23 protein-coding genes and 1 riboswitch are annotated in these 24,050 nt (G+C 61.7%); of the genes, 15 read left to right on the plus strand and 8 right to left on the minus strand.

The window, feature by feature from the left end:
- Nucleotides 1-26 precede the first annotated feature (26 nt).
- Nucleotides 27-1,880, minus strand: coding sequence for a BCCT family transporter (locus GN300_RS13770; protein ID WP_050655916.1), 1,854 nt, complete (start codon nucleotides 1,878-1,880; stop codon nucleotides 27-29).
- A 428-nt stretch (nucleotides 1,881-2,308) separates the two neighbouring features.
- Nucleotides 2,309-2,611, minus strand: coding sequence for a ribosomal protein L7/L12 (locus GN300_RS13775; RefSeq protein WP_232329970.1), 303 nt, complete (start codon nucleotides 2,609-2,611; stop codon nucleotides 2,309-2,311).
- Between the two features lie 3 nt (nucleotides 2,612-2,614).
- Here GN300_RS13775 and GN300_RS13780 point away from each other — a divergent pair, with 3 nt between their 5' ends.
- Nucleotides 2,615-3,079 (plus strand): hypothetical protein, encoded by a 465-nt coding sequence (locus tag GN300_RS13780; RefSeq protein ID WP_372455471.1) that lies wholly within the window; start codon nucleotides 2,615-2,617, stop codon nucleotides 3,077-3,079.
- Here the strand turns inward: GN300_RS13780 and GN300_RS13785 are convergent.
- Complete coding sequence (locus tag GN300_RS13785) at nucleotides 3,067-3,207, minus strand: hypothetical protein (RefSeq protein ID WP_003941170.1); 141 nt, start codon at nucleotides 3,205-3,207, stop codon at nucleotides 3,067-3,069. The genes GN300_RS13780 and GN300_RS13785 overlap by 13 nt on opposite strands.
- Before the next feature lie 244 nt (nucleotides 3,208-3,451).
- Here GN300_RS13785 and GN300_RS13790 point away from each other — a divergent pair, with 244 nt between their 5' ends.
- The 8 genes from GN300_RS13790 to GN300_RS13825 all read left to right on the plus strand — a co-directional run bounded on the left by GN300_RS13790 (nucleotide 3,452) and on the right by GN300_RS13825 (nucleotide 13,395).
- Nucleotides 3,452-4,183, plus strand: coding sequence for an SDR family oxidoreductase (locus GN300_RS13790; protein WP_042922757.1), 732 nt, complete (start codon nucleotides 3,452-3,454; stop codon nucleotides 4,181-4,183).
- 151 nt (nucleotides 4,184-4,334) lie between these two features.
- The gene (locus GN300_RS13795) at nucleotides 4,335-5,702 is read left to right on the plus strand and encodes a cytosine permease (RefSeq protein ID WP_007727143.1); all 1,368 of its coding nucleotides are present in this window, start codon (nucleotides 4,335-4,337) and stop codon (nucleotides 5,700-5,702) included.
- 30 nt (nucleotides 5,703-5,732) lie between these two features.
- On the plus strand, nucleotides 5,733-7,313 hold the full coding sequence (locus GN300_RS13800) for a hydantoinase/oxoprolinase N-terminal domain-containing protein (RefSeq protein WP_054187861.1): 1,581 nt from the start codon (nucleotides 5,733-5,735) through the stop codon (nucleotides 7,311-7,313).
- Entirely contained in the window at nucleotides 7,310-8,419 is a 1,110-nt protein-coding gene (locus tag GN300_RS13805) for a DUF917 domain-containing protein (RefSeq protein ID WP_007727138.1), read from the plus strand. Before GN300_RS13800 ends, GN300_RS13805 begins: the two co-directional genes overlap by 4 nt.
- A gap of 6 nt (nucleotides 8,420-8,425) precedes the next feature.
- Nucleotides 8,426-9,484, plus strand: coding sequence for a DUF917 domain-containing protein (locus tag GN300_RS13810; RefSeq protein WP_063315110.1), 1,059 nt, complete (start codon nucleotides 8,426-8,428; stop codon nucleotides 9,482-9,484).
- Nucleotides 9,481-11,016: a CdaR family transcriptional regulator gene (locus GN300_RS13815; protein WP_063315109.1), complete on the plus strand. Its 1,536-nt coding sequence runs from the start codon at nucleotides 9,481-9,483 to the stop codon at nucleotides 11,014-11,016. The genes GN300_RS13810 and GN300_RS13815 overlap by 4 nt, the downstream gene beginning before the upstream one ends.
- A 60-nt stretch (nucleotides 11,017-11,076) precedes the next feature.
- A riboswitch (SAM riboswitch) is annotated at nucleotides 11,077-11,191 on the plus strand.
- Nucleotides 11,192-11,244: 53 nt separating this feature from the next.
- Nucleotides 11,245-12,570 carry an aminotransferase class V-fold PLP-dependent enzyme gene (locus GN300_RS13820; protein ID WP_003941108.1) on the plus strand — a complete coding sequence of 442 codons (1,326 nt, stop codon included), beginning with the start codon at nucleotides 11,245-11,247 and terminating at the stop codon, nucleotides 12,568-12,570.
- A 210-nt stretch (nucleotides 12,571-12,780) separates the two neighbouring features.
- A complete protein-coding gene (locus tag GN300_RS13825; protein WP_003941149.1) occupies nucleotides 12,781-13,395 on the plus strand; it encodes a hypothetical protein in 615 nt (204 codons plus the stop codon).
- Here GN300_RS13825 and GN300_RS13830 read toward each other — a convergent pair.
- The gene (locus GN300_RS13830; protein WP_054187927.1) at nucleotides 13,374-14,252 is read right to left on the minus strand and encodes a DNA-binding transcriptional regulator; all 879 of its coding nucleotides are present in this window, start codon (nucleotides 14,250-14,252) and stop codon (nucleotides 13,374-13,376) included. The genes GN300_RS13825 and GN300_RS13830 overlap by 22 nt on opposite strands.
- A gap of 143 nt (nucleotides 14,253-14,395) precedes the next feature.
- On the opposite strand from GN300_RS13830, the gene GN300_RS13835 reads away from it, so the two are divergent.
- The gene (locus GN300_RS13835; RefSeq protein ID WP_029254370.1) at nucleotides 14,396-15,394 is read left to right on the plus strand and encodes a S9 family peptidase; all 999 of its coding nucleotides are present in this window, start codon (nucleotides 14,396-14,398) and stop codon (nucleotides 15,392-15,394) included.
- Complete coding sequence (locus GN300_RS13840; protein ID WP_054187867.1) at nucleotides 15,387-16,598, plus strand: saccharopine dehydrogenase family protein; 1,212 nt, start codon at nucleotides 15,387-15,389, stop codon at nucleotides 16,596-16,598. The genes GN300_RS13835 and GN300_RS13840 overlap by 8 nt, the downstream gene beginning before the upstream one ends.
- On the opposite strand, the gene GN300_RS13845 is transcribed toward GN300_RS13840, so the two are convergent.
- Together GN300_RS13845 and GN300_RS13850 are read right to left on the minus strand one after the other, a co-directional pair.
- Nucleotides 16,599-16,943: a hypothetical protein gene (locus tag GN300_RS13845; RefSeq protein ID WP_063315108.1), complete on the minus strand. Its 345-nt coding sequence runs from the start codon at nucleotides 16,941-16,943 to the stop codon at nucleotides 16,599-16,601.
- 93 nt (nucleotides 16,944-17,036) lie between these two features.
- Entirely contained in the window at nucleotides 17,037-17,414 is a 378-nt protein-coding gene (locus GN300_RS13850; RefSeq protein WP_050655926.1) for a hypothetical protein, read from the minus strand.
- Between the two features lie 63 nt (nucleotides 17,415-17,477).
- Between GN300_RS13850 and GN300_RS13855 the strand changes: the two genes are divergently transcribed.
- Together GN300_RS13855 and GN300_RS13860 are read left to right on the plus strand one after the other, a co-directional pair.
- A complete protein-coding gene (locus tag GN300_RS13855) occupies nucleotides 17,478-18,056 on the plus strand; it encodes a CGNR zinc finger domain-containing protein (protein ID WP_050655927.1) in 579 nt (192 codons plus the stop codon).
- 134 nt (nucleotides 18,057-18,190) lie between these two features.
- Nucleotides 18,191-19,798 (plus strand): ABC transporter substrate-binding protein, encoded by a 1,608-nt coding sequence (locus GN300_RS13860; RefSeq protein ID WP_063315175.1) that lies wholly within the window; start codon nucleotides 18,191-18,193, stop codon nucleotides 19,796-19,798.
- A gap of 355 nt (nucleotides 19,799-20,153) precedes the next feature.
- Here GN300_RS13860 and GN300_RS13865 read toward each other — a convergent pair whose 3' ends face one another.
- Complete coding sequence (locus GN300_RS13865) at nucleotides 20,154-21,656, minus strand: MFS transporter (protein ID WP_063315107.1); 1,503 nt, start codon at nucleotides 21,654-21,656, stop codon at nucleotides 20,154-20,156.
- A gap of 158 nt (nucleotides 21,657-21,814) precedes the next feature.
- Here GN300_RS13865 and GN300_RS13870 point away from each other — a divergent pair, with 158 nt between their 5' ends.
- Entirely contained in the window at nucleotides 21,815-22,489 is a 675-nt protein-coding gene (locus GN300_RS13870) for a TetR/AcrR family transcriptional regulator (protein ID WP_042450572.1), read from the plus strand.
- On the opposite strand, the gene GN300_RS13875 is transcribed toward GN300_RS13870, so the two are convergent.
- Entirely contained in the window at nucleotides 22,479-23,438 is a 960-nt protein-coding gene (locus GN300_RS13875) for a DMT family transporter (RefSeq protein ID WP_063315106.1), read from the minus strand. The genes GN300_RS13870 and GN300_RS13875 overlap by 11 nt on opposite strands.
- A 272-nt stretch (nucleotides 23,439-23,710) precedes the next feature.
- On the opposite strand from GN300_RS13875, the gene GN300_RS13880 reads away from it, so the two are divergent.
- Nucleotides 23,711-23,989 (plus strand): YHS domain-containing protein, encoded by a 279-nt coding sequence (locus GN300_RS13880; RefSeq protein ID WP_042922741.1) that lies wholly within the window; start codon nucleotides 23,711-23,713, stop codon nucleotides 23,987-23,989.
- The last annotated feature ends 61 nt before the right edge of the window (nucleotides 23,990-24,050 follow it).

Below are 24,050 nucleotides of genomic sequence, written 5' to 3' on the forward strand. Positions count from 1 at the left end.
CTAATGCAACATGCCGAACGTGCCGGTCAGTCCGTACTGGCAGCTTGCGCGTGGCCTTCTGCCGAGTCGGCGAACTCGGGTGTGTCGAACACCTCTCCGCCCAGTGGATCGACGACCTTCGATTCCTCGGAGAAGTCGACGGCGCCGGTATCCGGGTCGATGTTGACCGCATGGGCGGGGACTTCGTGGACCGCGACGAGCATGTGGGCGTCGGAGGGATCCGTCATGATCCCGCTTTGTGACGGAGTGAGCCCGGCGAAGGTCGACGAGATCTTCAGATCGCGGAGCCGCTTTTCGGTGGGTTGCGGAACGTCGGTTGATGCCGAGGCATTTGTAGAAACCCGCAGGTAGCGTGGTGCCGACGCGACCTCGTATCGGAACGCCTTCAGCATCGACAGACATGCCAGCACCATGATGACCGAGAACGGTACCGCCGTGGCGATGGCAACGGTCTGCAGCGCCGTGAGCGATCCACTGCCACCCACGATGAGGAGAACTGCGGCCGCGGCACCGGAGAGGAACGTCCAGTAGACACGCGTGATCTTGGAGGTCTCCAAGCTGCCACCGGTCGCAAGGATGTCGATGACGATCGAGCCGGAATCCGCGGACGTGACGAAGAAGAAGACGATCACGACGATCGCGAGAACACTCGAAATCGTTCCGAGCGGAAGTCCGTCGAGAAGCGTGAACAGTGACGTGTTGGTGTCCACTGCGCCGGATGCGTCGAGCATCGTGCCCTCGTTGCGCTGACGCAGAATGCCGGAGTTACCGAAGATCGTGAACCACAACGAACCGACCAGCGTCGGGGCCAGCAGCACACCGAAGACGAATTCGCGGATGGTGCGGCCGCGTGAGATGCGCGCGATGAACATGCCGACGAACGGTGCCCAGCTCATCCACCAACCCCAGTAGAAGATGGTCCATGCGCCCTGCCAGCCGTCTTCGGCGAACGGGGACGTACGCAGCATCAGTTCGGGCAAGGCCTGGACGTATCCGCCGAGGTTCTGCACCCACGACTGCATGAGGAACAGCGTCGGTCCCAGAATCAGGACGAACAGTGCCAGCGCGGCAGCGAGCATCATGTTGATGTTGGAGAGCCACTTGAGGCCCTTGGTGACGCCGGAGACGACCGAGAAGGTGGCCATGCCCGTCACGATGACGATGATGGTGATGACCAACCAGTTGTCGGTCTCCACCCAGCCGAGGTAGTCGAGGCCGGCCGAGATCTGCTGGACACCGAAGCCCAGCGACGTCGCGACACCGAACAGCGTGCCGACGATGGCGACGACGTCGATGGCGTGGCCGATCTTTCCTTCGATGCGAGCCCGTCCGAGGAGCGGCTCGAGCAACCAACGGATCGAGAGCGGACGACCCTTGCGGTAGGTCATGTACGCCAGACCAAGGCCGACGACGACGTAGATCGCCCATGCATGAAGGCCCCAGTGGAACAGCGTCAGTTCCATCGCTTGATTGGCTGCGGCGTCCGTGGATCCCGCGATCTGCCCGGCGACGGGAGGGTTCACATAGTGCGAAAGGGGTTCTGCCACTCCGTAGAACACGAGGCCGATGCCCATCCCGGCGCTGAAGAGCATCGCGAACCACGAGAGCATGCCGAACTCGGGTTGCTCGTCGTCGCGCCCCAATCGGATGTTGCCGATGCGGCTGATTCCGCAGTACAGCGCAAAGATCACGAAACCGGTAGCCGAGAGGATGTACCACCAGCCGACGCCGTCGCTGATCACGTTGTTGAGAGTTTCGAAAGCATCCGCAGCGGTTCCCGCATAGATCACGGCAAAGGCGATCAGGGCAAAGATCACTATCGACGCGGGGATGAACACGGGTTTCCGTAGTTCACGCCACGCAGTTTTGACCGCAGTCATTCCACTCCTCGAACGTTCAGGCATTCACAGCGCCCATACGGGCAGCCACGTGTCACGCGTAGGTGGGCGTTGCGCTCACACCATCGCAGGTCAAGACCGGGCTATTGCTTTGAAATTCAACGTAACGTCAAGTTTCGGTCAACTCAACTGGACGAAAGATGCTGCACTGTCGCGAAAGTTCTCACTGGATACCGTAGTTCCGGTTGTAAATCGTTGGGTAATAGTGGCATTGGGCCATGAGTGGAATGCTGAACGGCGAATTCGATTGGTACGGTGAGTTGAATCGGTCGAGTCGACGCTCACCGATTGACCACATTTGTCAAACTCGGCGAAACAGCCTGTCTGTCAGGTGGTTAACTCCTGGTGTGCTTGCCCGATCGTGGCGGTCAGGTGTCGATACCTAACTGTGATTGTGATGGTCGCAACTATCAGTGATGCGGGCCCTGTTCGCCCCGCTGAGCGTCGATCAGATCCATCGCATCCTTCAGACCCAAGCCCGGATGCAGTTCGCGTAGTGCCTTGATTGCCGGAATGCGGTCGTCTGTCGACGCGAGTGCGCTACGGACGTCGTCGGCGGGTATTTCGGTGGGGGCAGTCGTCCCTTCCCACCACACCGACTGAGGTTTGTTCCTGTTTCGCCAGGCTTGGACGGTGCCGTAGGCAAATCCGGCCGTCGCGAAAAGCCAGATTGCCAGGCGAACCCAATTACCGGTTGTCGGTTCCGTGGTCACTGTATGGATGGTGCTCGGACCGATTACGACTACGAGCAGGACGAGGCCAATCGTCTGCCACCATCGCTCGACGCGCCTGCTCGGATTCCACCACTCGGCCATCGATCGATACTCGCACAGTGCTGCGGTTTCGATGCGACGATGGAGATCATGGAGATTCGTGATGCGGTGGAGCGATTTCGAGGGGAATCAGGGACCTCGACGATCTTCGGAGAACCGCACCAGACCAGCGACGGATCGACGATCATCACGGTTTCGCGTCTACACCGGCGGTGGCGCCGCGACCCGATACCGGTGCCAGTGGGAGTGTTCTCGATCCACGAGGGTGAGCCGTCGTGGTCACCGGCCGTCGATCACACCAGGGCGGCTTTGATGGGGGAGTTCATCGGGTTGGCGGCCGCAGTGATCGCAACTCTGGCCGTTCTACGTCGTCCGCCCTGGCCTGATGTGACGATTCAGAAGGGGTGACCCAGAATTACGCCGATCAGTTGGAACGGCATCGCGAGGAACATCGATCCGACGTAGAGCGGATAGCGAATCGGATCGCCGGCGAGGTAACCCTCGGCGAGCCAGGCCATGACGTCTGCTGATCCCATAGTCGTTACTTCCCTTCGCTGTTGTGGTTCACCGACATTTTCGGTCGTGGGAGTTGTTTTGTTACAGGCGAACTCGAAGGAGGAGTACATGTGAAGGCAGTTTCGACGCAGCAAACGTCGTCAAGCGAGATCCCCCGGGGCGGTGTCCTCTAACAGCTAAGTCTCGATACTTAGCACGGTGCCGTAGTGAAATCTGTGCGTTCTGCACATGTCGGGACAATTCGGTGAGCCCTACAGTCGCTGCATGACAACGACACCTTCTCCTCTCTCAGGCAAGACCGTCGTACTGATCGGCGGCGGAACAGGCATCGGGCTGCGAGTGGCGCAGCTTGCCGTCGACGCCGGTGCGCAGGTAGTTCTCGGCGGCCGAACCGCATCCAAGCTCGAAGCAGCGGCCGCGCAGCTGGGTGAGGCGGCGCACTGGTTCACCGTCGACACCTCCGACGACGACTCGGTGAAAGCGTTCTTCACCAACATCCCCAGCGTCGATGCGCTCTTCACCACGGCTGCCGATTACCAGGTCGGCTCGTTCCGTGAACAGAGCGTCGAGGAAGCGGCGTCGCCGTTCACCTCCAAGTTCTGGGGGCAGTACCGCGTCGTGCACGCTGCGCTCGACAAGCTGACACCCACCGCATCGGTGGTCCTCATGTCCGGCGCTGCCAGTGTGCGGCCACCCGCAGCTGCCGCGGCATACGTTGCAGCCAACGCGGCAATCGAGGGGCTCGGGCGGGGGCTGGCGGTCGAACTGTCGCCGATCCGCGTCAACACTGTCGCTCCCGGAACCATCGACGGGCATCTGTGGGCTCAGCGCCCGGCGGAGGTTCGGGAGGCCGCGTTCACCTGGAGTGCCGAGAACAACGTGCTCGGCCGCGTCGGGAACGAAGACGAGATTGCACAAGCGGTGTTCTATCTCTTCACCAACACGTACACAACGGGTTCCACGCTGTACCCCGACGGCGGGTACGCGTTGCGTTAGACCCGTGCGATTTGGCGACTGTGTGAAATGACGACTGTGCGAAATGCATTGTCGTAACACGAAGAAACGCCAATTCGCCCATAGGCGTGACCCTGGCCACATTCGTACCGTCTTCTCCGAGAACACTTCCCAACTATTCGAGGAGTCCGTCATGAAAAACACGTCAACGACCGCCGCCGGCGGTGAAGTGTCCGACGGTGACGACTACGCGCTCACCCGCGTTCCCGACGAAGCACGATATTCGTGGTTCTCGGTGGCAGTACAGCGATTCGGTCAGGTATCGGCACTCGCACAGTTCTTGCTCGGTGCGACGCTCGGCTACGGAATGACGTTCTGGAATGCCTTCTGGGCATTGACAGTCGGGGCGGTGATTCTCGAGGTCGTCTGTATTTTCATCGGCATCATCGGGGTTCGTGAAGGGCTCAACACATCGGTGGTCGCACGCTGGTGTGGATTCGGGCACGCAGGTTCCGCGGTGATCGGTTTGGTGATCGGGGTCAGCCTGATCGGTTGGTTCGGCATTCAATCTGCTGTCTCTGCATCAGGTTTGCACGGAATCATGCCGTTTCTGCCGCAGTGGGCGTGGGCTTTGGCCTTCGGTCTCCTGATCACCGCGATAGTCCTTCGCGGGTTCGGATCCATGCAACTGATCGCCAACATCACCGTTCCGCTGTTCCTGATCCTGGTCGGTTGGGCCGTCATCGCCGAACTGCGTAATCACTCGCTGTCAGATCTGATGACATCTGCGCCGGCCGGGCCGGAGCTCAGCTTCCTCGCCGGAACTACCATCGTCGCAGGCGGTTTCATTGCCGGAGCAGTGATCACACCTGACATGACGCGCTTCAACCGCACGGCAGGCGATGTCGTGAAGCAGACGCTCGTCGGAATAACGTTGGGCGAATACGTGATCGGGCTGACCGGTGTTCTTCTTGCCCATGCCGTTCGCAGTTCCGACATCGCCACGATCATTCTCTCGTCGGTCGGTTGGGTCGGCGTTCTGATCATCGTTCTCGGCACCTTCAAGATCAACGACTGGAACCTGTACAGCTCGGGGCTCGGCGTCGTGAACTTCATCGACGTCGTGTTCGGTCGACGGATCAATCGCGCAGTTGTCACAGCAGTTGTCGGCATCACCGGTTCGGTCCTCGCGGCTGCCGGAATCCTGAACTCGTTCACCGACTTCCTGATCCTGTTGGGCGTCGGATTCCCGCCGATCGCCGGGATCATGGTGGCGGAATACTTCATCGTCAAGACATGGCGCAAGGATCTGGAGGAGAGTCGAGCTGCGGGTACCCTCCCGAACTCGGCACCCACTTGGGTACCGGCCACGCTGGTGATCTGGATCGTCTCGGCGCTGATCGGTCATTACAGCACCTTCGGCCTGCCGTCGATCAACGCGGTGGCCTCGGCCTTCGTTCTCTACGTCGTCGCGGGTCGACTCGGCCTGATTCGCGGAGTCGGACGCACCGCAACCGAAGCGCCGCAAGAGACTTCGGGGAAATCTGCGCTCACGCACTAGCACGGCACACACTGTAGAAGGGAGTTCGCGATGCGAATCGGAATCGACGTCGGTGGTACGAACACCGACGCGGTCCTGATGGACGGGACCACCGTCATCGGGCATGTCAAACACTCGACCAGCAAGGACATCACCGGCGGAATCGGCGGAGCTCTGACGGCGCTGCAGCAGCAGTACTCGTTCTCTCCCAGCGCTGTTCAAGCAGTGATGATCGGCACGACGCACTTTCTCAACGCTCTCATCGAGCAACGCGGACTTGCACCGACAGCGGCTCTGCGATTGGGGCTTCCGGCGACCGCGGCGCTTCCGCCGATGGTGGGGTGGCCGCGAGACCTGGTCTCCGCTGTGCAAGGAAGGCGCTACCTCGCTCACGGTGGGCACGAGTTCGACGGTCGTCGTATTTCGTCGCTGGACCCCGACGAGATTCGCCGCCATGCCGCCGATATGGCTCGCAGCGGTACTCGTTCGGTCGCAATATCTTCGGTGTTCTCTCCGGTCAATCTCGAATGCGAAGCGGCCGCCGCGGAGATCGTGCGTGAGGAACTCGGCCCGGACGTCGCAATTTCGCTCTCGCACGAGATCGGTCGAGTGGGTCTACTTCAGCGGGAGAACGCGACCATCATCAATGCTGCGCTGCGCGAGCTCGCCGATCACATCGTCGACGGTCTTGCCCGATCTTTGGTCGAGCACGGCATTGTCGCGCCGCTGTACCTGAGCCAGAACGACGGAACCTTGATGGACATCGAGTACGCGAGGCGTTATCCGGTGGCGACTTTCGCTTCGGGGCCGACCAACTCCATGCGAGGCGCCGCTGTGCTGTCCGGTCTGGCCAGCTGTGCGGTGATCGACATCGGAGGTACCACTACCGACGTGGGCGTATTGACCAACGGTTTCCCGCGAGAAGCCACCACGGAGGTGACGGTCGCCGGGGTACGGACCAATTTCCGTATGCCGGACGTCTTCTCGATCGGTATCGGTGGTGGTTCGCTGGTGGATGCAGACGGACTCACAGTCGGACCCGAATCTGTGGGATACGAATTGGGTTCACGGGCACTCGTATTCGGCGGTGACACGTTGACGGCCACCGACATAGCCGTCGCGGCAGGCTTGGCCGACGTCGGAGATCGCAGTGCGGTGGCGCACCTCGACCGCGGCCTGGTGTCGACGGCACTCGACCGGATCTCGCGCCGAGTCGCCGACGCCGTGGAACAGATGCGGACCACGTCGGATCCACTTCCCGTTGTGGCGGTTGGCGGGGGATCGGTACTGCTGGAGCGTGAACTCCCGGGCCTGGGAACGGTGATTCGTCCTGAGCGCTTCGATGTTGCCAATGCGATCGGCGCTGCGATCGCGCAGGTCAGTGGTGAGGTAGATCGAGTCGAAGCGGTGCGGGACGGGCACCGGCAGGTTTTTGCCGACGATGCTCGCCAGGAGGCGATCGATCGGGCAGTCGCCGCAGGCGCACGGCCCGAGTCGGTGCAGATCGTGGAGTTCGACGAGGTCCCGATTCCGTATCTGCCGGGCAACGCAACACGTATTCGAGTGAAGGCAGTCGGTGACTTGGCACTGCACAGTGGTTTGGTCTCCACCGGTCAGGAGGGCTCACGATGAGTTGGACACTACGAACGGCGGATCTCGACGACCTCGCCAGGGGCGCAGCCTTGTTGGGCACCGGCGGCGGGGGAGATCCGTTCGTCGGCAAGATGTTGGTCACGCAGGCGCTCGGTGAGGCCGGTGAAATCACAATTCTCGATCCGGAGGAGCTTGACGACGACGCGTGGGTGATTCCCGTCGCGCAGATGGGTGCCCCGACCGTCGTGGTCGAAAAGATGCCGCGCGGAACCGAACCCGAGCTGGCGCTGATCACGTTGGAGAAGCACACAGGTCGAACTGCAGATGCCACGATGCCGATGGAGTGCGGCGGAATCAATTCGATGATTCCGTTGCTGGTGGCCGCACGGCGCGGCCTGCCGGTTGTCGACGCCGACGGGATGGGGCGAGCCTTTCCTCAGCTCGAGATGGAAACCTTCTCGGTGTACGGGATTTCGGCGAGTCCGCTCGCCATGGCGAACGAGCACGACGAGGTGGCGATCTTCGACACCGGAAGTGACAACAGCAGATTGGAGGGCCTCGCCCGCGGGGTGACGTCGAGGTTCGGTGGGATGGCGCACATCGCGCAGTACTCGATGACGGGTGCAGATGTGAAGCGGACGGCGATCCCACGGACTCTGTCGTTGGCCATGACGATCGGCCGGTCCATCAGACTTTCACGAGAGCAGCGGGTGGACCCGGTGCGGGCGCTTGTCGACAGTCTCGCCGACACGCTCTACGGATACGGGCGAGTTCTCTTTCACGGCAAGGTGATCGATGTCGACCGGCGAACCGATGAGGGGTTCGCTCGCGGTTCGGTGCGGATCGCCGGCGTCGGAGACGAAGAGCTGGAAGTTCAGTTCCAGAACGAAAATCTGATCGCCGTCCAATCCGGAGTGATGGTGGCGATCGTGCCAGACCTGATCTGCATCGTCGAGGCCGATACCGCCGAACCCATCACCACCGAGGGCTTGCGGTACGGGCAGCGCGTTGCGGTCATCGGGATCGCGACCCCACCCATCATGAGAACCCCGGAGGCACTGGCGGTCTTCGGCCCGGCTAGCTTCGGGCTCGATCGCCCGTTCCTGCCGGTGGAGACACTCGAGCAACCTGTACTGGCAGAATAGCGAGCCGTGAGCAGGCTGCACGCGGTCCGGGAGGCCGACCTCGACGCGATCGCAGCGGGGGCGGTGGTCCTGGGCTGCGGCGGGGGCGGCGATCCACGCTTGTTCGTGGAATTGCTGCGTCCACTGATGACGTCTACTTCGGTGGAGGTCATCGCGCCGGACCAGTTGCCGGAGGAGGCATTGGTGATGCCGGTGGGAATCGTCGGATCGGCCCTGGCCTTGGAGGAGCAATTGCCCTCCGGGCGTGAGTTTGCAGATACTGCAGCAGCTTTGACGCGCTGGACCGGGAAGCGTCCGACCGCGGTGATGACTTTCGAAGGCGGTGGACTCAACGCTCTCTCCGGCATTGCGGCGGCGTTGGCGTTGGGAATTCCCGTGGTCGACGCGGACCTGCTGGGTCGAGCGATGCCGCGGCTCGATCACTTCTCTCTCGCCGCAGCCGGGTTGGAATTGTGCCCGGTCACACTCGCCCAGCCCGGCGGCCTCATTACCGTCGTCGACGGAGTGGATGTGCTCGGCGCCGAGGTAGCAGTGCGGTCGTTGATCGGGAGAACCAGCGGTTGGGGCGCTCTGGCGATCGCGTCGATCGATGCGCGGACGGTGCAGGAGGCGTGCATTCCGGGAACTCTCTCCCGAGCATACGAACTGGGTCAGCACATCGGGGCCCTGGGCAGTTGGCAGGAGATCGCGGAGAGCTCCGGGGCCCTGGTAATGGGGACTGGCCGGGTGCGTGCGGTCCGTCGTAGTCGTCCGGACACCGGCGATCGTCGGGGCAGCGTAATTCTCGAACACGATTCTGCGGTGATACGAGTCGAATTCGAGAGTGAGTTCCTGACCGTCGCGTTGGACGGCGAGATGATTGCAACGTGCCCGGACATCGTGACGTTGCTCGACGTGCGGACCGGCGCCTTCGTCTCGTGTGAATCCGTGCACCAGGGGCACGATGTGGCCGTGTTGGTTCTTCCCGGTCCACAGTGGTGGGCGGACGAAGTGGGCAGATTGAAAGTTGTCGGCCCGCGGGCATTCGGGATCGACCACGACGCAGTGCTGATGGAGGCGCGATGAGCGCGAGTGTTTCGGCGTTGCTGAACAACCCGGCCTTTGTCGGGCTGTATCGACTTGCCGGGGAGGGTGATCCCGTCGTGACGACAGTGGGAGCACTCACCGGGGAATCGGCACAGTCGGCCGACGCCGTGTCGGGTGCGGCGAGTTCAGGATCAGTTCTGGTGATTCTCGATCGAATCGACATCGGGGAGTGGAGATTCGACGCTCTCCTTCGGCGCACAGCGGCGACCGGCTGCCAGGTGGTCGCTGTGCACAGCGCTGCGGCGGAGGATGCGAATCTCTCGTTGCTTGCCGATCGGCTCGGACTGGTGGTGCTCGGAGTATCCGACCCGTGGCAGTTCAGCGTGGATCTTCGTGATCTTCTCTCGAATTCGCGGGCGGTGATGGCCGACGCAGTACTGCGGGCGACACACGCGGGCCAACGAGCCGGCGGAAGCGTCGAGAATCTTCTGTCGGTGCTACTGAACACCTTTCAGCGTTCATTCTTTCTCCTGGACACGTCCGGACGTCCGATGACCGGCGCCGACCTGTTGTCAGACGCTGATCGAGCAGCTGCCGGTATGTTGTCGGGTCGCGGGGCGCCCACCACGGTCGAATTGGACTCCGGCGGGGTCCTGATTGCGTGCCCGGTGATGTCCGGCGCAGCCCGAGAGCCCTGGCTGGCGGTGCTGCTCCCGGTGCGTCAAAGCGTCGAAGAGGCTTCTCTCTCAGTGGTTCTCGACGTGGCCTCGTTGGCTGCCGGGCACCGACTGGCCGTTGCGCGCATGGTCGACGAGCGTGAAGCGCGCCGGCGTAGCGCGTTGCTCGGTGAACTGATCGACACGTCAGCAGACGCCACACCCGGACTGCTCCGGCGCGCACTCGACGCGGGTTGGATGCTGGACGGATGGCACATCGGCATCAAAGTCCTGGCGGTCGGTGAGGTCGACCTGGTGGCAAGACGCAGCGAGGTTGCAGATGCTCTCGCCGCCGAGGGAATCGACGCCAATGTCGTGGAACAGGCTGACGGCTGGGCGGCGTGGACGACTCTGCCAGGCGAGCCGCGACCGGAGGCGATCACCAGGATCGCCGAGTGCATCCGTGCAGCTCAGGCCAGGTTGGAACCCACGATGGAGACCTGGGTAGGTGTGGGACGCGCACACGACGGTCCGGCTGGAATCGGTTCGTCCCTGTCGGAGGCCGGGGATGCCGCTCGGCTCGCCGGTTCCCGATCTCAAACAGGTCGATTCCTGCACGTGGACCGCCTCGGGCTGGCGCAGTTGCTGCTGGCGTGGACGCGAACCGACACCTTCCAGCCTGCGGCCGCGGCATTGCTCGCACCGCTACGCGATTCCAATGGAGAGTTGCTCGAGACTCTGTCGACGTACCTCGACGAAGAATCGTCTCTGGCTCACACCGCAACCCGAATGGGCTTGCACCGCAACACCGTATCGAGTCGGATCGATAGAATTCAGCGCCTTCTCTCGGTCGATCTGGCCGATCCGGAAACCAGGCTTGCGCTCCACCTCGCCTGCCGGACGATCGCGCCGTGACGACGGTCTTCGCAGCTTCGTCTTGACAAGCGCGGGAGGTTCCTGCCATCCTCGTTGCCAGGTCACGAGTACCAGTGTTCAGCCCCGGCTTGCTGGTCGGCAACCCTCCTCCGCGGTGGGGTGCTCCGGGTGACGACCCGGCTGCGTTCGAAAACGAATGCGGCAAGCGCGGACTCTTCCGGGGCCATCTCCCGACGAACGAGTCCTTGAACGTGAGGATTGTCTTCGATGACTGCTGTATTGAGTGCCGACACCTGCTGCACCACCGCGATTGCCAAGGTTTCGGGTGCCGACCTGCAGGTTCCATTGGTTCAGGGTGGCGAATGCTCCTACGCCAACTTCGACTACGCCGCGAGTGCGCCGGCATTGGCCCAGGTCACCGACCGTATCGCCGAGTTGCTGCCGACATACGCCAGCGTCCACCGCGGTGCCGGCTATGCGTCCCGGATCTCCACGCTCACCTACGAGAACGCTCGTGAATCCGTTGCTCGTTTCGTGAACTGTGCCGACGATCAGGTTGTCGTCTTCACCCGGAACACCACCGATTCGCTGAACCTGCTTGCGCAGTGCGTCCCCGGCAGCACCGTCGTCCTCGACGTCGAACATCACGCAAACCTGTTGCCGTGGAACGACGCTCGTATCGTCACCGCCGCAGACACCATCGAAGAAACGATCGAGCGTCTGATCGGTGAACTGTGCACCAAGCCTGCCGCGCTGCTCGCAATCACCGGGGCCTCCAACGTGACCGGTGAGATCCTGCCGATTGCACGTTTGGCTGACATCGCTCACCGTTGCGGCGCACGTATCCTCGTCGACGCTGCTCAGTTGGCTCCCCACCGTCGCATCGACCTGCAGGAATGCGGCGTCGACTACGTAGCGTTCTCGGGCCACAAGCTGTACGCGCCCTTCGGCGCCGGCGTTCTCGTCGGCCGCCGTGACTGGCTCGACGAAGCTCAGCCGTACCTCGCCGGCGGCGGCGCCGTGCGTGAGGTGACCATCGAATCCACCGAGTGGGCTTGCGCGCCCGCCCGCCACGAGGCGGGTTCCCCCAACGTGCTCGGTGCGGCAGCCATCGCGACCGCCTGCGAAACCCTGCACGCCCTGGACTTCGACGTGATCGCCGAGCATGAGAAGGCGCTCACCGCCCAGCTCACTGACGGCTTGTCCGCCATCGAGGGCGTCTCACTCGTGCGACTGTGGAACGACGCTCCCGACGCCGTCGGAATCGTCACCTTCACCGTTGACGGATTCGAAGCGGGCGAGATCGCCGCATTCCTCTCCGCCGAGCACGGCATCGGAGTTCGCGACGGTCGCTTCTGCGCACATCCGGTTCTCGCGCGCCTCGGCCTCTCCGGCGGTGCAGTTCGCGCCAGCCTCGGCCTCGGTAGCAGCTCGGACGACGTGACGCGGTTGGTCGACGCCGTGAACATCCTGGTTTCGAATCAGCGTGATTGGAAGTACGCGAAGACGGCAGGTGCGTGGAACCCTGTGCCCGAGACCCGCCCCTTCCTCGGAGCCGCAGACGACAATGCCGGCGCAGCCGAGTGCGTCTGAGCTGAGCTCGGTCCCCGAAAACTCGAACGGACAACTAGCATGGCAGCCATGGCACCAGCGGATTTTCCCGCCACCCCTTCGAGAGTGAGCATCACTCTCGGTCAGTGGTGCCGTCGCCATGTCGATCTGTGCCGCACCTCTTCAGGAATGTGTTCGAGCTGACGATTCGTCTCGCTCATCCCATACTTTTCTGATTTTCGGAGGTCTCACATGTCTTCACTCGCTTCGCATTCTCTGCACGTAGCGGTCGAGTTGACCGGATCCGGTCACCATCCGGCCGCTGAGGGCGCACCCGGCAACCTGCCCATCATCGGCGGCGACTACTGGGTGGACCTCACCGAGGGTGAAAAGGCTCTCGATTTGGCTTCATTCCCTACCAATGTGGTTCGGATTCGCGCTGCGGATCTGCGTGAGGCACAGCTCGAACGCGCACGGATACGCGCTGCCGTCGCCGAAGAAGGACGCGATCCCGACAGCGTCGCAGTGCTGGTCGATCTCGAGATTCTGATCGCGCCGGAGGCTCGCTCCGCTCGTAAGGAGCTTGCGCAGTTGGACAGCGCGTTGACCTCGCCGCGGGTTCCCGTTTCGCTTCATTACGTCGGAACGCCTTCCGGTCTCGGCAGTTTGATCGCCGATATCCGAGCTGCGGAGGTCGCCGACGGCGTTACGTTGCTGCCTCTCGCATTGCCTCGCACGCTCGAGCATCTGGTGGACAGCACCATTCCGTGGCTTCAGGATCGCGGACTTGTCACACCGTCCACCGCAGTCGACGAGGTTCTCGGGCGTTTCGGACTGCCGCCCCGTCAGCGCACGCTTGCGTCCTGATCGTCACCGATTGCATCTGCGTACAGGTGGAACAGCGACGGTAATTCGTCGGCACCGTCCACCTGTGCCAGAAGCGTCCAGCACTGCGCAGTGATCGACCGAGCCCTCGTGCCGATCCAGTTGGTGGGCAGTAGTTCCGGCGGCAACAGCGGATCCGGTTCCATGGCTCGCGTGAATTCCGCCGCGAGTTCGATGGTCATCGTGACAGCATCGGTACCCGGACTGTTCTGCAGTTTGTGCAGGCGTGCGGTCGCTACGTCGAGTAGCCGTTCGTATCCGTCAGCGATCTGGTCCAGTGGCCACAACTGCGCGGCAATCTTCACGGGGTCTTCGAGAGTGCCCACTTTCAGATCTCGAGTGGTGAGAGAAGACAGGTGCTGTTCGACGTCGAGTTCGGCGGCCGCATCGCGAATATACGGTTCCCAGGCGTGCGGCGAGACGTACAGACCGCCCTGGACGAGCGCGCCGCCGAGGTAAACGACCCTGGTGCGCAGCGCATCTCGCCCTTTCCGTGACGACTCCGGAATTGCGAATCCGGCCAGGTGCCAGTACCCGTCCCACGGCGTCACAGTGTCGCGGTCTTGTCGATAGGCCAGCCGAACGAATTCGACGTCGGGTTCCATCTCGCGCAGGGCTTTCGGCGTTGCTCGTAGCGTGGCCTGTCGCCCGCGACCTTCCTGAGTGAACTTCCCCTCGGTGACCAACCGCTTGATGCACAGCCGAACCTGTTGATCAGTTTTGCCGAGGGCGTCGGCGGTGGCATAGAGGGTGTGCCCGTCGACAGTTCCGTCCGTGCGCAGTAGTCCCTCGATCAAGATCCTCGTGGGTACATCGACGTCCCTGTCGGTCATCGCCATGTCCTTTCCTCGCTTCTCGACATCTTCGCCCACAACTGTACTATCGAATGCAATACGATCGTTTCAAATTCGTACGTTAGGGCGGGAAGATGGCAGCGGAATCGATGAGCGAGGGCAAGAGTAAGCCTCGTTTACGCAGGTGGATGGTTACTTCCCTGGCGGTGGTCGTTGTTCTGATCGCGACTCTGGTGGGCTGGACGCTGTACCAGAACACCTATGACATCCGTGAGGAAAAAGTGACGATCACCGGGGGATCGGTGCCGCTCCAGGGAGTCCTTGCACTGCCCGAACACGGTGACGGTCCCTTCGGGCTCGTGGTTTTCGTCCACGGAGACGGCCCGGTCGATGCAACACATGAGACGTTCTATCGACCGGTGTGGGAGGCGTTCGCAAAGGCGGGGTACGCGTCACTCTCCTGGGACAAGCCGGGGGTGAATGGGGCACCGGGCAATTGGCTCGACCAGAGCATGGACGATCGCGCGGCAGAAACGGAAGCGGCAATCGAGTGGGCGCGGGGACGTTCGGATATCGATCCGTCTCGGATCGGTCTGTGGGGTGCAAGCCAGGCAGGGTGGGTGATGCCCAAGGTGGTGAACCTCGACCCGGACGTAGCGTTCGTCATTGCCGTGGGTCCCGCGATCAACTGGCTCCAACAAGGCGAATTCAATACCCTAGCCGAACTTTCCGAGAGAAATGCGTCGGCCGACGAGTTCGAGAAAGCGCGGGTCGATCGTGCGAAGAACTTGGATCAGTTGGCCCGTGATGCATCGTTCGACGATCTCGTGGCCTCCGGCGAGGCCGACGGTCTCACCGAAGACCGGTGGAACTTCATCCGAAAGAACTACCTCTCGGATGCGCGAGCCGATCTCGAAACCGTGAAGGTTCCGGTGCTCTTGATCATCGGCGGACAAGACGTCAACGTCGACGTGGCTGATACCGAAAGGGTGTACCGCGAATTACTCGACTCGCCAGGGCAACTGGTGGTCAAGAAGTACCCCGACGCCACTCACTCGATTGTTGAGAAGGACCTCGAAGACTCGGAATTGATGTCGGCTCTGGTGGCCGTTCTTGCTCCCCGTTCGATCTTCGCTCCCGGCTATCTAGCGGATCAGACTGCATTTTTGGAGGGAATTCATGGCTGACGGAATCACGGTTGTCGCACTGGGTGGTGCCGGTGCCATGGGCTCGGCAGCAGTTCGTCTGGCCGCAACATTGCCGGGAATCGGCAAGGTAGTAGTCGCGGATCGCGATATCGATGCTGCGAAGCGTCTTTCAGTTGAACTGGCGCAGGCGTCAGCGGAAGTCGAGGCGCGCAGCATCGACGTCACGGACGGTCGCACGCTACGTGAATTGCTTGACGGCGCAGACGTGGTCGTCAATACGGTCGGACCGTTCTTCCGTTTCGGCGTCGGCATTCTCCAGGCAGCGATCGAGACCGGGACTCACTATCTCGACATCTGCGACGACTGGGAGCCGGCCGTCGACATGCTGGAATTGGACTGTGCCGCGAGGGGAGCCGGAATCTGTGCGGTAGTCGGCATGGGCGCAAGTCCCGGGATGAGTAACCTCCTGGCCGCGATGGCAGTCTCGCGATTGGACGTGGTCGACGATCTGTATACAGCCTGGCCGGTTGATGTCGAGGGCGAGGACGAGTCGGTGGACACATTGAGTGCAGCCGCCGTTCACTGGATGCAACAGATCAGCGGCCAGGTTCCGGTGGTTCGTGCGGGGCGAATCGTCAACGAAGAACCGTTGCGTTCCATCGCACTCGAACTGCCCGGCGGACGTCGGGGGAACGCTTACGTGGTCGGGCATCCGGAGCCGGTGATGTTTCATCGGACCATCAATCCTGCGGGGCATTCGGCAAATCTGATGGTCATCACACCGGAAACCGTGGCGTTTCTCGACGTTCTCCGCGCCGACATCGACAAGGGGAGAATCGATCTCGACTCGGCCGCCGAAGAATTGGGCAAGCCTTCGCTCGGACGGATGATCCGTGCTGCGCCTCGAATGCTCACGCGCGCCGGCCACGGATCCCTGCCGTTGTTCTTTGCCTCGGCGACAGGAATGTTCGACGGAAGAGCGATGCGCGTCGTGGCCCGGATTGCAGACGATTCACCGGTGTCGGAGTTGCTGTCGGACATGGCCGGTGCAACCGGAATCCCCTTGGCGCTCGGCCTTGCTCAGGTGGTGTCCCGGCTCGCCGACGGAACGATTTCGGATCGGATCGGTGTGCACTCACCCGAGAGCGTCGTCGACCCGGAAGTTCTGTTCACTGCGCTGGCGCGGTTGTTCGATCGAACCGACTGGAGTGAGATCGTCACCGTCGAATCCGAGTTCCGCTAGTCAGTTCGCGGCGTGTGATCCGATGCGACTGCGGATTTCGGTCTCGACGCGATCGGCGTCCTTGGGGCTGAACGAAGGCGATCCGTGGCCGGCGAGAGTGAGTACCACCGCGGTCTCCTTCCACGGGCGTGAAAGATCCAGGCTGTACCACGAGCTGAAATCTGTTGTTCCCCAGATTCGTACGCGTCCGCTCAGCCATGACATGACTCCGAGGTCGACGGATTCGATCTGCGAGTACGGGACGAACTTGCTGACAAACGGGAAGTAGTAGTGGCGGATCGTGACGCCCTGATCGTCGATCCGGACGGTTCGGTCCTCGTAGATTGTCGATGTTCCTGCACTCACAGTGATAACCCGGTTCCTGCTGGTCGATGCTCTCGATGGCTGCCTGAAAACCAACCATACAGTCTCTATTGGGACAGGCTGCGAGCGCGGGCGTCAAGCGCTGGTGGGCCTTGAGACGACGAGATCGCTCACCGCGATCTGGGCATTGCCGATTGCCGTCTGAACTGGTTCACAACTGCTCGATGCTCGGGCGAGCGCAAGAACTGCGGTGAGCAGGGCAGCGTCGGGTTGTCCTTCGAACGGTCCGCTCTCGACATCGAACTTTCCAGCTCGCAACTGCTTTCGGGCGTTGATTCCCAGTTGTGAAATGACCTCGTCCATCGCGGTCAGGCATTGGGCGAGCGCTCCGATCGACCAGTAGAGATCGGCTGCAACGACGGGTGTCCCCGACGCCACGGTGCCGGCGCGGCGTAATCGGTTGTGGGTGTCGAGGAGTATCTCGGGCAGTCCGTGGTCTGCGCAGTGTTCCATCCCGCCGCCTCCGTAAGGTGTAAAGTTAGGTTATTCAATTACGGTAAAGCAGGGAGGTAAGGGATGCAAGTAGTTTTAGACGATTACGTATCCGGTGCGTCGTTTGCGACGGACCTGGTCAACACCTCACCCCGAGTGTGGGTGGAGGCTGGTGACGCGTTGCCAGACTCCCAGACGCTTCACGATCTACTGGACGAACATGGACTCTCGCCGGATGCGCTCACCAACGGACGCGGGCCGACCAGCGGTGAACTTGCGGACGTTCAGGGGCTCAGAGAGGAAATTCGTTCGGTTCTCGATGCTCCGACTGCCGGCGAACTAGTCGATCGCACTCATCAACTTCTCCAGGCCGTCCCGCATCACGTTCGACTTACGCCAGATTCCCAGAACGGCTATCGGTGGAATGCAGTACCGGACAACACAATCGATCTCGCGGGTGAACTCACGTTGTTGATCGGATACTCGTTGCTGGGGACTCTGCGCACATTGGGGTACGAACGATTCCGTCCATGCGCATCGCCGACGTGCAACGGGGTGTTTGTCGATACGAGCAGGGGAGGGCGACGCCGATACTGCATGCCGGCGTTGTGCGGCAACCGAATCAACGTCGCGAATCACCGTCAACGGCAGCGTCGTACTTAGCGTCTGCGCTTGCCCGGTCGATAGTGACAATCGAACAGAGTACGGCCGACTGTATGGGGAACTTCAACGAGATACAGACCACGTCAATCCCGCACGATTGTCGCCATGGCAACTCCTAGTAGATGGCGGCTCGTATGAAAGCCCGTTCTGTCTCCGCGACAGCAGTTATCAGCGTTGGCGTTTTCACCCTGGCCGGGTGTGGCGGCGCATCCAGTCCCGAAGGTTCAGTCGGTGAGTATGCAAAGGACGGCAGTTTCACGACTGTCATCAACGCCGATCCCGGAAATCTGCACCCTCTGATCACCAACCTTACGTCGACTCAGATCGTGAACGCGTACTCGTACGATTCGTTGATCGACATCGACGCGCAAACACGCACTGTGCGTCCCTATCTGGCGGAGAGCTGGAGTGAAGAAGGGAACACGCTGAAGTTCGTGCTCAAGAAGGGCATCACTTGTGCCGACGGCACTTCCTTCACCGCACAGACCGCGGCCGATGACATCAACTGGGTCATGGATCCTGAAAACGCTTCACCGCTACGCGGATCCACTGTGCCGATGTCGACTTCGGCCTCAGCGGACGGTGACGAACTGACGGTGACTACCGCCGAGCCAGCGCCCTTCCTGCTCTCTCGGATCGGCGCGTTGCGGCTTCCGTGCGCTGCGACGCTCGAAGACCCGGCCAGTATCCGTTCCAGTAGTAACGGAACGGGTCTGTTCAAGGTCACCGAAGTTGTTCCCAACGATCACATCACGATGGAACGCCGCGACGGCTACACCTGGAGTCCGAACGGCGAGACCACTTCCGACACTCTCGGAGTGCCGAAGACAGTGACGATCAAGATTGTCACCGATCCCAGTACGACGGCGAATCTTGTTCTCACAGGCGGAGTGAATGCCGCAGCGGTCACCGGTTCGGACGAGGAACGAGTCTTGGCCGCGGGTCTGGATTCGAAGACCTACACCACGTTGTCCGGCGAGTTCATCTTCAATCATTTCGCGGCCCTACCCACGGCAGACCGTGCTGTACGGCAGGCCCTCGTGCAGGCAGTAGACCTGGACGACTACACCGAGATCACCACCGGCGGTAAAGGAACCCGCGCACGTGCCCTCGCGGTTTCGGAACCCCTTGCCTGCGACTACAACAGTGTTGAAGGAACGATTCCCGAGTTCGACGTCGACGCAGCAAAGAAAACGCTGTCCGACGCAGGTTGGAAGGCGGGTCCCGACGGCATCCTGACGAAGGACGGGCGACCGCTTGCCCTCAACGTGATTTTCAACAACTCACGCGATACGAACTCTGCCGCCGCGGAATACGTGGCAACACAGTGGGAAGGACTGGGCGCGAGAGTGAAACTGACCGGCGGCGACTACAGTTTTGTCATCGCCAACACATTCAGCACCACCGACCTGTCGTCGTGGGACGTTTCCATCGGTTTGACGCTGGGGAGTGATACGCCGAGTATCTTTGCGAAGTACTTCACCGGCCCACCGAAGCCTGAAGGAGTGAACTTCGCTTCCCTCGACAACAAGAAGTACATCGAATTGTCCACTGAGGCTTCGCTTCTTCCCGGTGACGAGTCCTGCAAGGTCTGGGAGGAAAGTGAGCGGGCATTGTTCAAGGACGTCGACCTGCTGCCGGTATCCACGACTCCCGCTCACATGTTCTTCAACGGGGCAACGTCGATCTATCCGCCATCGAGCGGAATCCTTCCGGGCTCGGCGATCCGTGTCCTGAAGTAGGACCCTCGGCAAACGCTCACTTTCGGGTATTGATCATCCGAAGAGCAAACCGAAATACCACCGCAGCACCCGCACCTGCAGCCAGGCCGGCGACGACATCGGCAAGAAGGACACCGACGCCTATGCCCAGGACGGCAGCGGCGGCGACAGCAAGGGCTACGTCAGCACGAGGAGCGGCGATCGCGGCATCCTTTCCCCGAGTATCGAACGAGCACCCATCTCAACGGAGCATGTCACGAAACTGTCGTCCGCAGGTGTATCAACAGCAATATGTGTGAAACGCGTCGGCCCCGACGGAGTTGGACTCCGCCGGGGCCGGGCTGTGTGTACAGCGCAGTGTGTATTGCGCGCTGGCTCAGTGTGTCGGAACGGATTCCTTCGACGTGGTCGGGGACGTATCGGTGTGCTGGCTACCAATCTCCTTGCGGGAGTTGGAGCCCTTGAACCGAGGGAGGAAACCGGCCAGGACGAGTGCGACGACGGCGGATCCGGCAGCGAGGGCCATGACGACGCGGAAAGCGTTCTCCGACGGCAGCGTTGCCCCACCGATGGACATGGTCATCTGGGCGATGACGACACCCGCGATGGCGCTGGCGAATGATGTACCGAGGGAGCGCATCAGGGTGTTGAAGCTGTTGGCTGCACCGGTCTCGGACGGAGGAACAGCCCCCATGATGAGAGCGGGCATCGCGCCGTAAGCCATACCGGTACCGGCGCCGATGATCACGGCGATCACGATCAGTTCCCAAATCGAGTGCATGGCGAAAATGCCGATGCCGTAACCGATTGCGACGACAACGGCGCCGAGCATGAGCGTCACCTTGGGGCCGTGCGAATTGGTGATGCGTGAGGACAGCGGAGAGATCAGCATCATGATGATGCCGGAGGGAGCCATGACCAGACCTGCGGTGAGCATCGAACCGCCTAGGCCGTAACCAGTGACTTCAGGCAACTGGACTACCTGGGGAAAGACCATGCTGGCGGCGAACATCGCGAATCCGAACACGATCGATGCGAGGTTGGTGAAGAGCACCTGGCGGCGGATGGATACGCGTAGATCCACCAGCGGCTTGGGGGTGCGTAGTTCCCACCAAGCCCAGAATCCGAATATCAGGATCGCGGCGCCGAACAGGGAAAGCGTGAGCGTGCTCGTCCAACCCCAGTCGCCACCCTTGGAAATGGCCAGTAGTAGAGCGATGAGGGCGGCTGAGAGCGAGATTGCCCCGCCGAAGTCGAACGTGCCACCTGTGCGAACCGTCGATTCGGGGACCAGGACGACAACAAGAACGGCCGCAAGAGCGCCGAGCACGGCTGACGCCCAGAACAGGACGTGCCAGTCGGCGTACTCGGCGATCAAAGCCGCGATCGGAAGACCTAGAGCGCCACCGACTCCCAGTGAAGCGCTCATCATCGCAACAGCGCCGGCGAGCTTCTTGGGCGGAAGCACGTCGCGCATCACACTGATGCCCAGCGGAATGACGCCGGCAGCAAGGCCCTGCAGGATTCGGCCGGCAACGAGGGGGATAACGCTCGAACTGAGTGCTCCGACCACCGAACCGGTTACCAACAGCGCCATGCTGATCAGGAGTAGACGCCGTTTGCCGAACATGTCGCCCAAGCGGCCCATGGTCGGGACGGCGACGGCAGCTGCGAGCAGCGTGGCGGTCACAGCCCACGCGGTATCGGACGCCGGCGCGTTCAAGTACTCGGGCAGATGCGGGATGATCGGGATGACCAGCGTCTGCATGAGGGAGACGACGATGCCGGAAAACGCCAGAACAGCCACCACTGCGGTGGTGGATGGCGACTTCGTTGTCTGTGGCGGCGTTGTCGGTGGTGGAGAAGTGGTTGACGACATTGCGGTAACTCCATCGGAGGAAGAACGAATAATGGTTTAAGTCACTTGATTGAACTAAAGTTAAATCAAGTGACTGACTTAACGGAAGGGTGCGCCTCCGATCGTGACGAATATCTCCGGTGCCGAGCAGCTTCGGATGGTCGAGGATGATGGTGTCCATGACTACGAGGACTGAGGACGCGTCGGCCGATGTCGGCGGCGCCGCAAATTCCGCGCGCTCTGCTGCAACCCGAGACCGCATTCTCGCCGTCGCCGAGCAGTTGTTCGCAGAACATGGAGTCTTCGCGGTTTCGAACCGTCAGGTGAGCGACGCGGCAGGTCAGGGCAACAATGCTGCCGTCGGATATCACTTCGGAACCAAGACCGATCTGGTCCGCGCGATCGTGAACAAGCATTCCCAGCAGGTCGAGAAGAACCGTGGCGAACTGCTGCGTGAGATCGAAGGGTCCACAAATGTTCGTGACTGGATTTCGTGTCTGGTTCGGGCGTCGACCGATCACTACGCCGAAATGGGTGGCCCGACCTGGTATGCGCGGTTCAGCGCGCAGATTCTCACCGACCCGGTCCTGCGGAAAATCGTTTACGACGAGGTGCTGGCCTCGCCTACTCTGCAGGAGACGCTACGCGGACTTTCAGCCTGTCTGACTGACATGCCGATGAGTGTTCGACGCGCCCGCGCGGACATCGGGCGTAATGCGATCGTGCACATGTTCGCCGAACGCGAGCGCACGCTTGCCGAAGAGGGGCCGGACGCGGTCACGTCATGGGAGGACTTCACGACCGATCTCGTCGACGCGCTGGTCGGACTTTGGACTGCTCCGATCAGCCGCTGACCGGCCGTTTGTCCGCGCTAGCCGCCCGGTCCGGGGCAACCCTGCGGGATGGATCTCGCGTCGGTGGAAGATCCAGGAGCAAGCCGACTCCGGCAAGAATGACGACGAGCCCGCCGACGAGCGCGAAGGTGACAGGTTCGTTCAACCACAGCACTCCGATAGCTGATGCCGAAATCGGAACGAGAAGCGTGACGGCCGATGCCGCGACTGGACCCGCCTGACGAATTATCCAGAAGTAGACCAGGTAGCCACCGGCCGTAGCCCCCAGCCCCAGGGCTACCACGGCGATGAGTGGGCCGACGGTTATGGGCCCCGGAGGGGGAGCGACGGCGGACACCGGCACCAAGAGGGCGACCGCGGCAAGTTGTTGGCCGAGGGCCAGCGTCAGGGGTGGAGTGTCCTGGAACGACTTTCGTGCGTAGACACCTCCGACTGCGTACAGCAGCGCCGCGGTCAAAGATGCGCCAATGGCCAGCGTTGCGCGACTGTCGATCGCTGACGGAATTCCGCCGACAAGCACCGAGACGCCGACGATGCCGATCGCGACCCCCGAGAGTTTTCGCCAGGTGATCTTTTGTCGAAGCCAGAAAGCGGCGACGAATACTGTGAACATCGGAGTCGTGGCATTCAGGATCGACGCCGTCGACGAGTTGAGGCCGACGATCGCAGTTGCGACAAGTGTCAGGGGCCCAGCGACATTGAGGGCAGCCAGCAGTAGGAATGCAGGAAACCGATGACGGACCGCGCGCCAGGTCGATCTGCTGGAAGCAGTTATCAGCGCGAGAACCAACGCTGCAACAATGAAGCGGCCGTGCGTCGTGCCGACGGCGCCGAGAGTTGGTGCTGCCACAGCAACCAGGGGGAACGAGCTTCCCCAGAGCACGCCGACCAACAGCAAAGCTCCAACCACGGCGAATCGGCTGCTGCCGATTGCTTTCCAGTTCTTCATTGCTCCTCTTCGTCGACGACCTCGCGGACATGGATGGTCGATACCAGACCTACCCTATACCCCCAGTAGGTATAGGGTTGACTGTGTCATGATGCTGCAGGCGAGCGGGGATCCAGCGACGGTATATTCCCTATCCCGCAACGGTTTATACGGCGAGATGTCAACTGAACGCACCCTCAGGCTCAGTAAAATATACCTATAGGGGGTATACTGGCGGTTGTATCGGGCTCGCTTGCGGGCCACATCCGTCCCGCAAAAGAACAGGAATCCCAATGAGCAGTTGTGGCTGTGGCAACACCCCGAAGTCTGACGCCAAAGGCGATGTCGGCGCTGTCGGTTCGGCGATGCCGACCGGTGGTAAAGACCTACTCAACGCTGGCAGTAGTGAACTCGTCGAATGTCGGGTCATGCCCGGCAGTGTGATCGAAAAGGCGCGTGCCGAAGCGGAAGGCCTGTTCCGTGACTTCGAAGGTAATCGGTACTGGTTCTGCTGCAAGGGATGTGGTCCTCGATTCGACGCAAATCCGAGGAAGTACGCCGACGTGAGTTGAGCCAAGAGTGGTGGTGCAGGCGATGGCTGCACCACCACTTTCGTTGTAGCGCTGTCGGGGT

The organism is Rhodococcus sp. Ni2, from assembly GCF_021352185.1.
GTDB lineage: Bacteria > Actinomycetota > Actinomycetes > Mycobacteriales > Mycobacteriaceae > Rhodococcus_F > Rhodococcus_F qingshengii.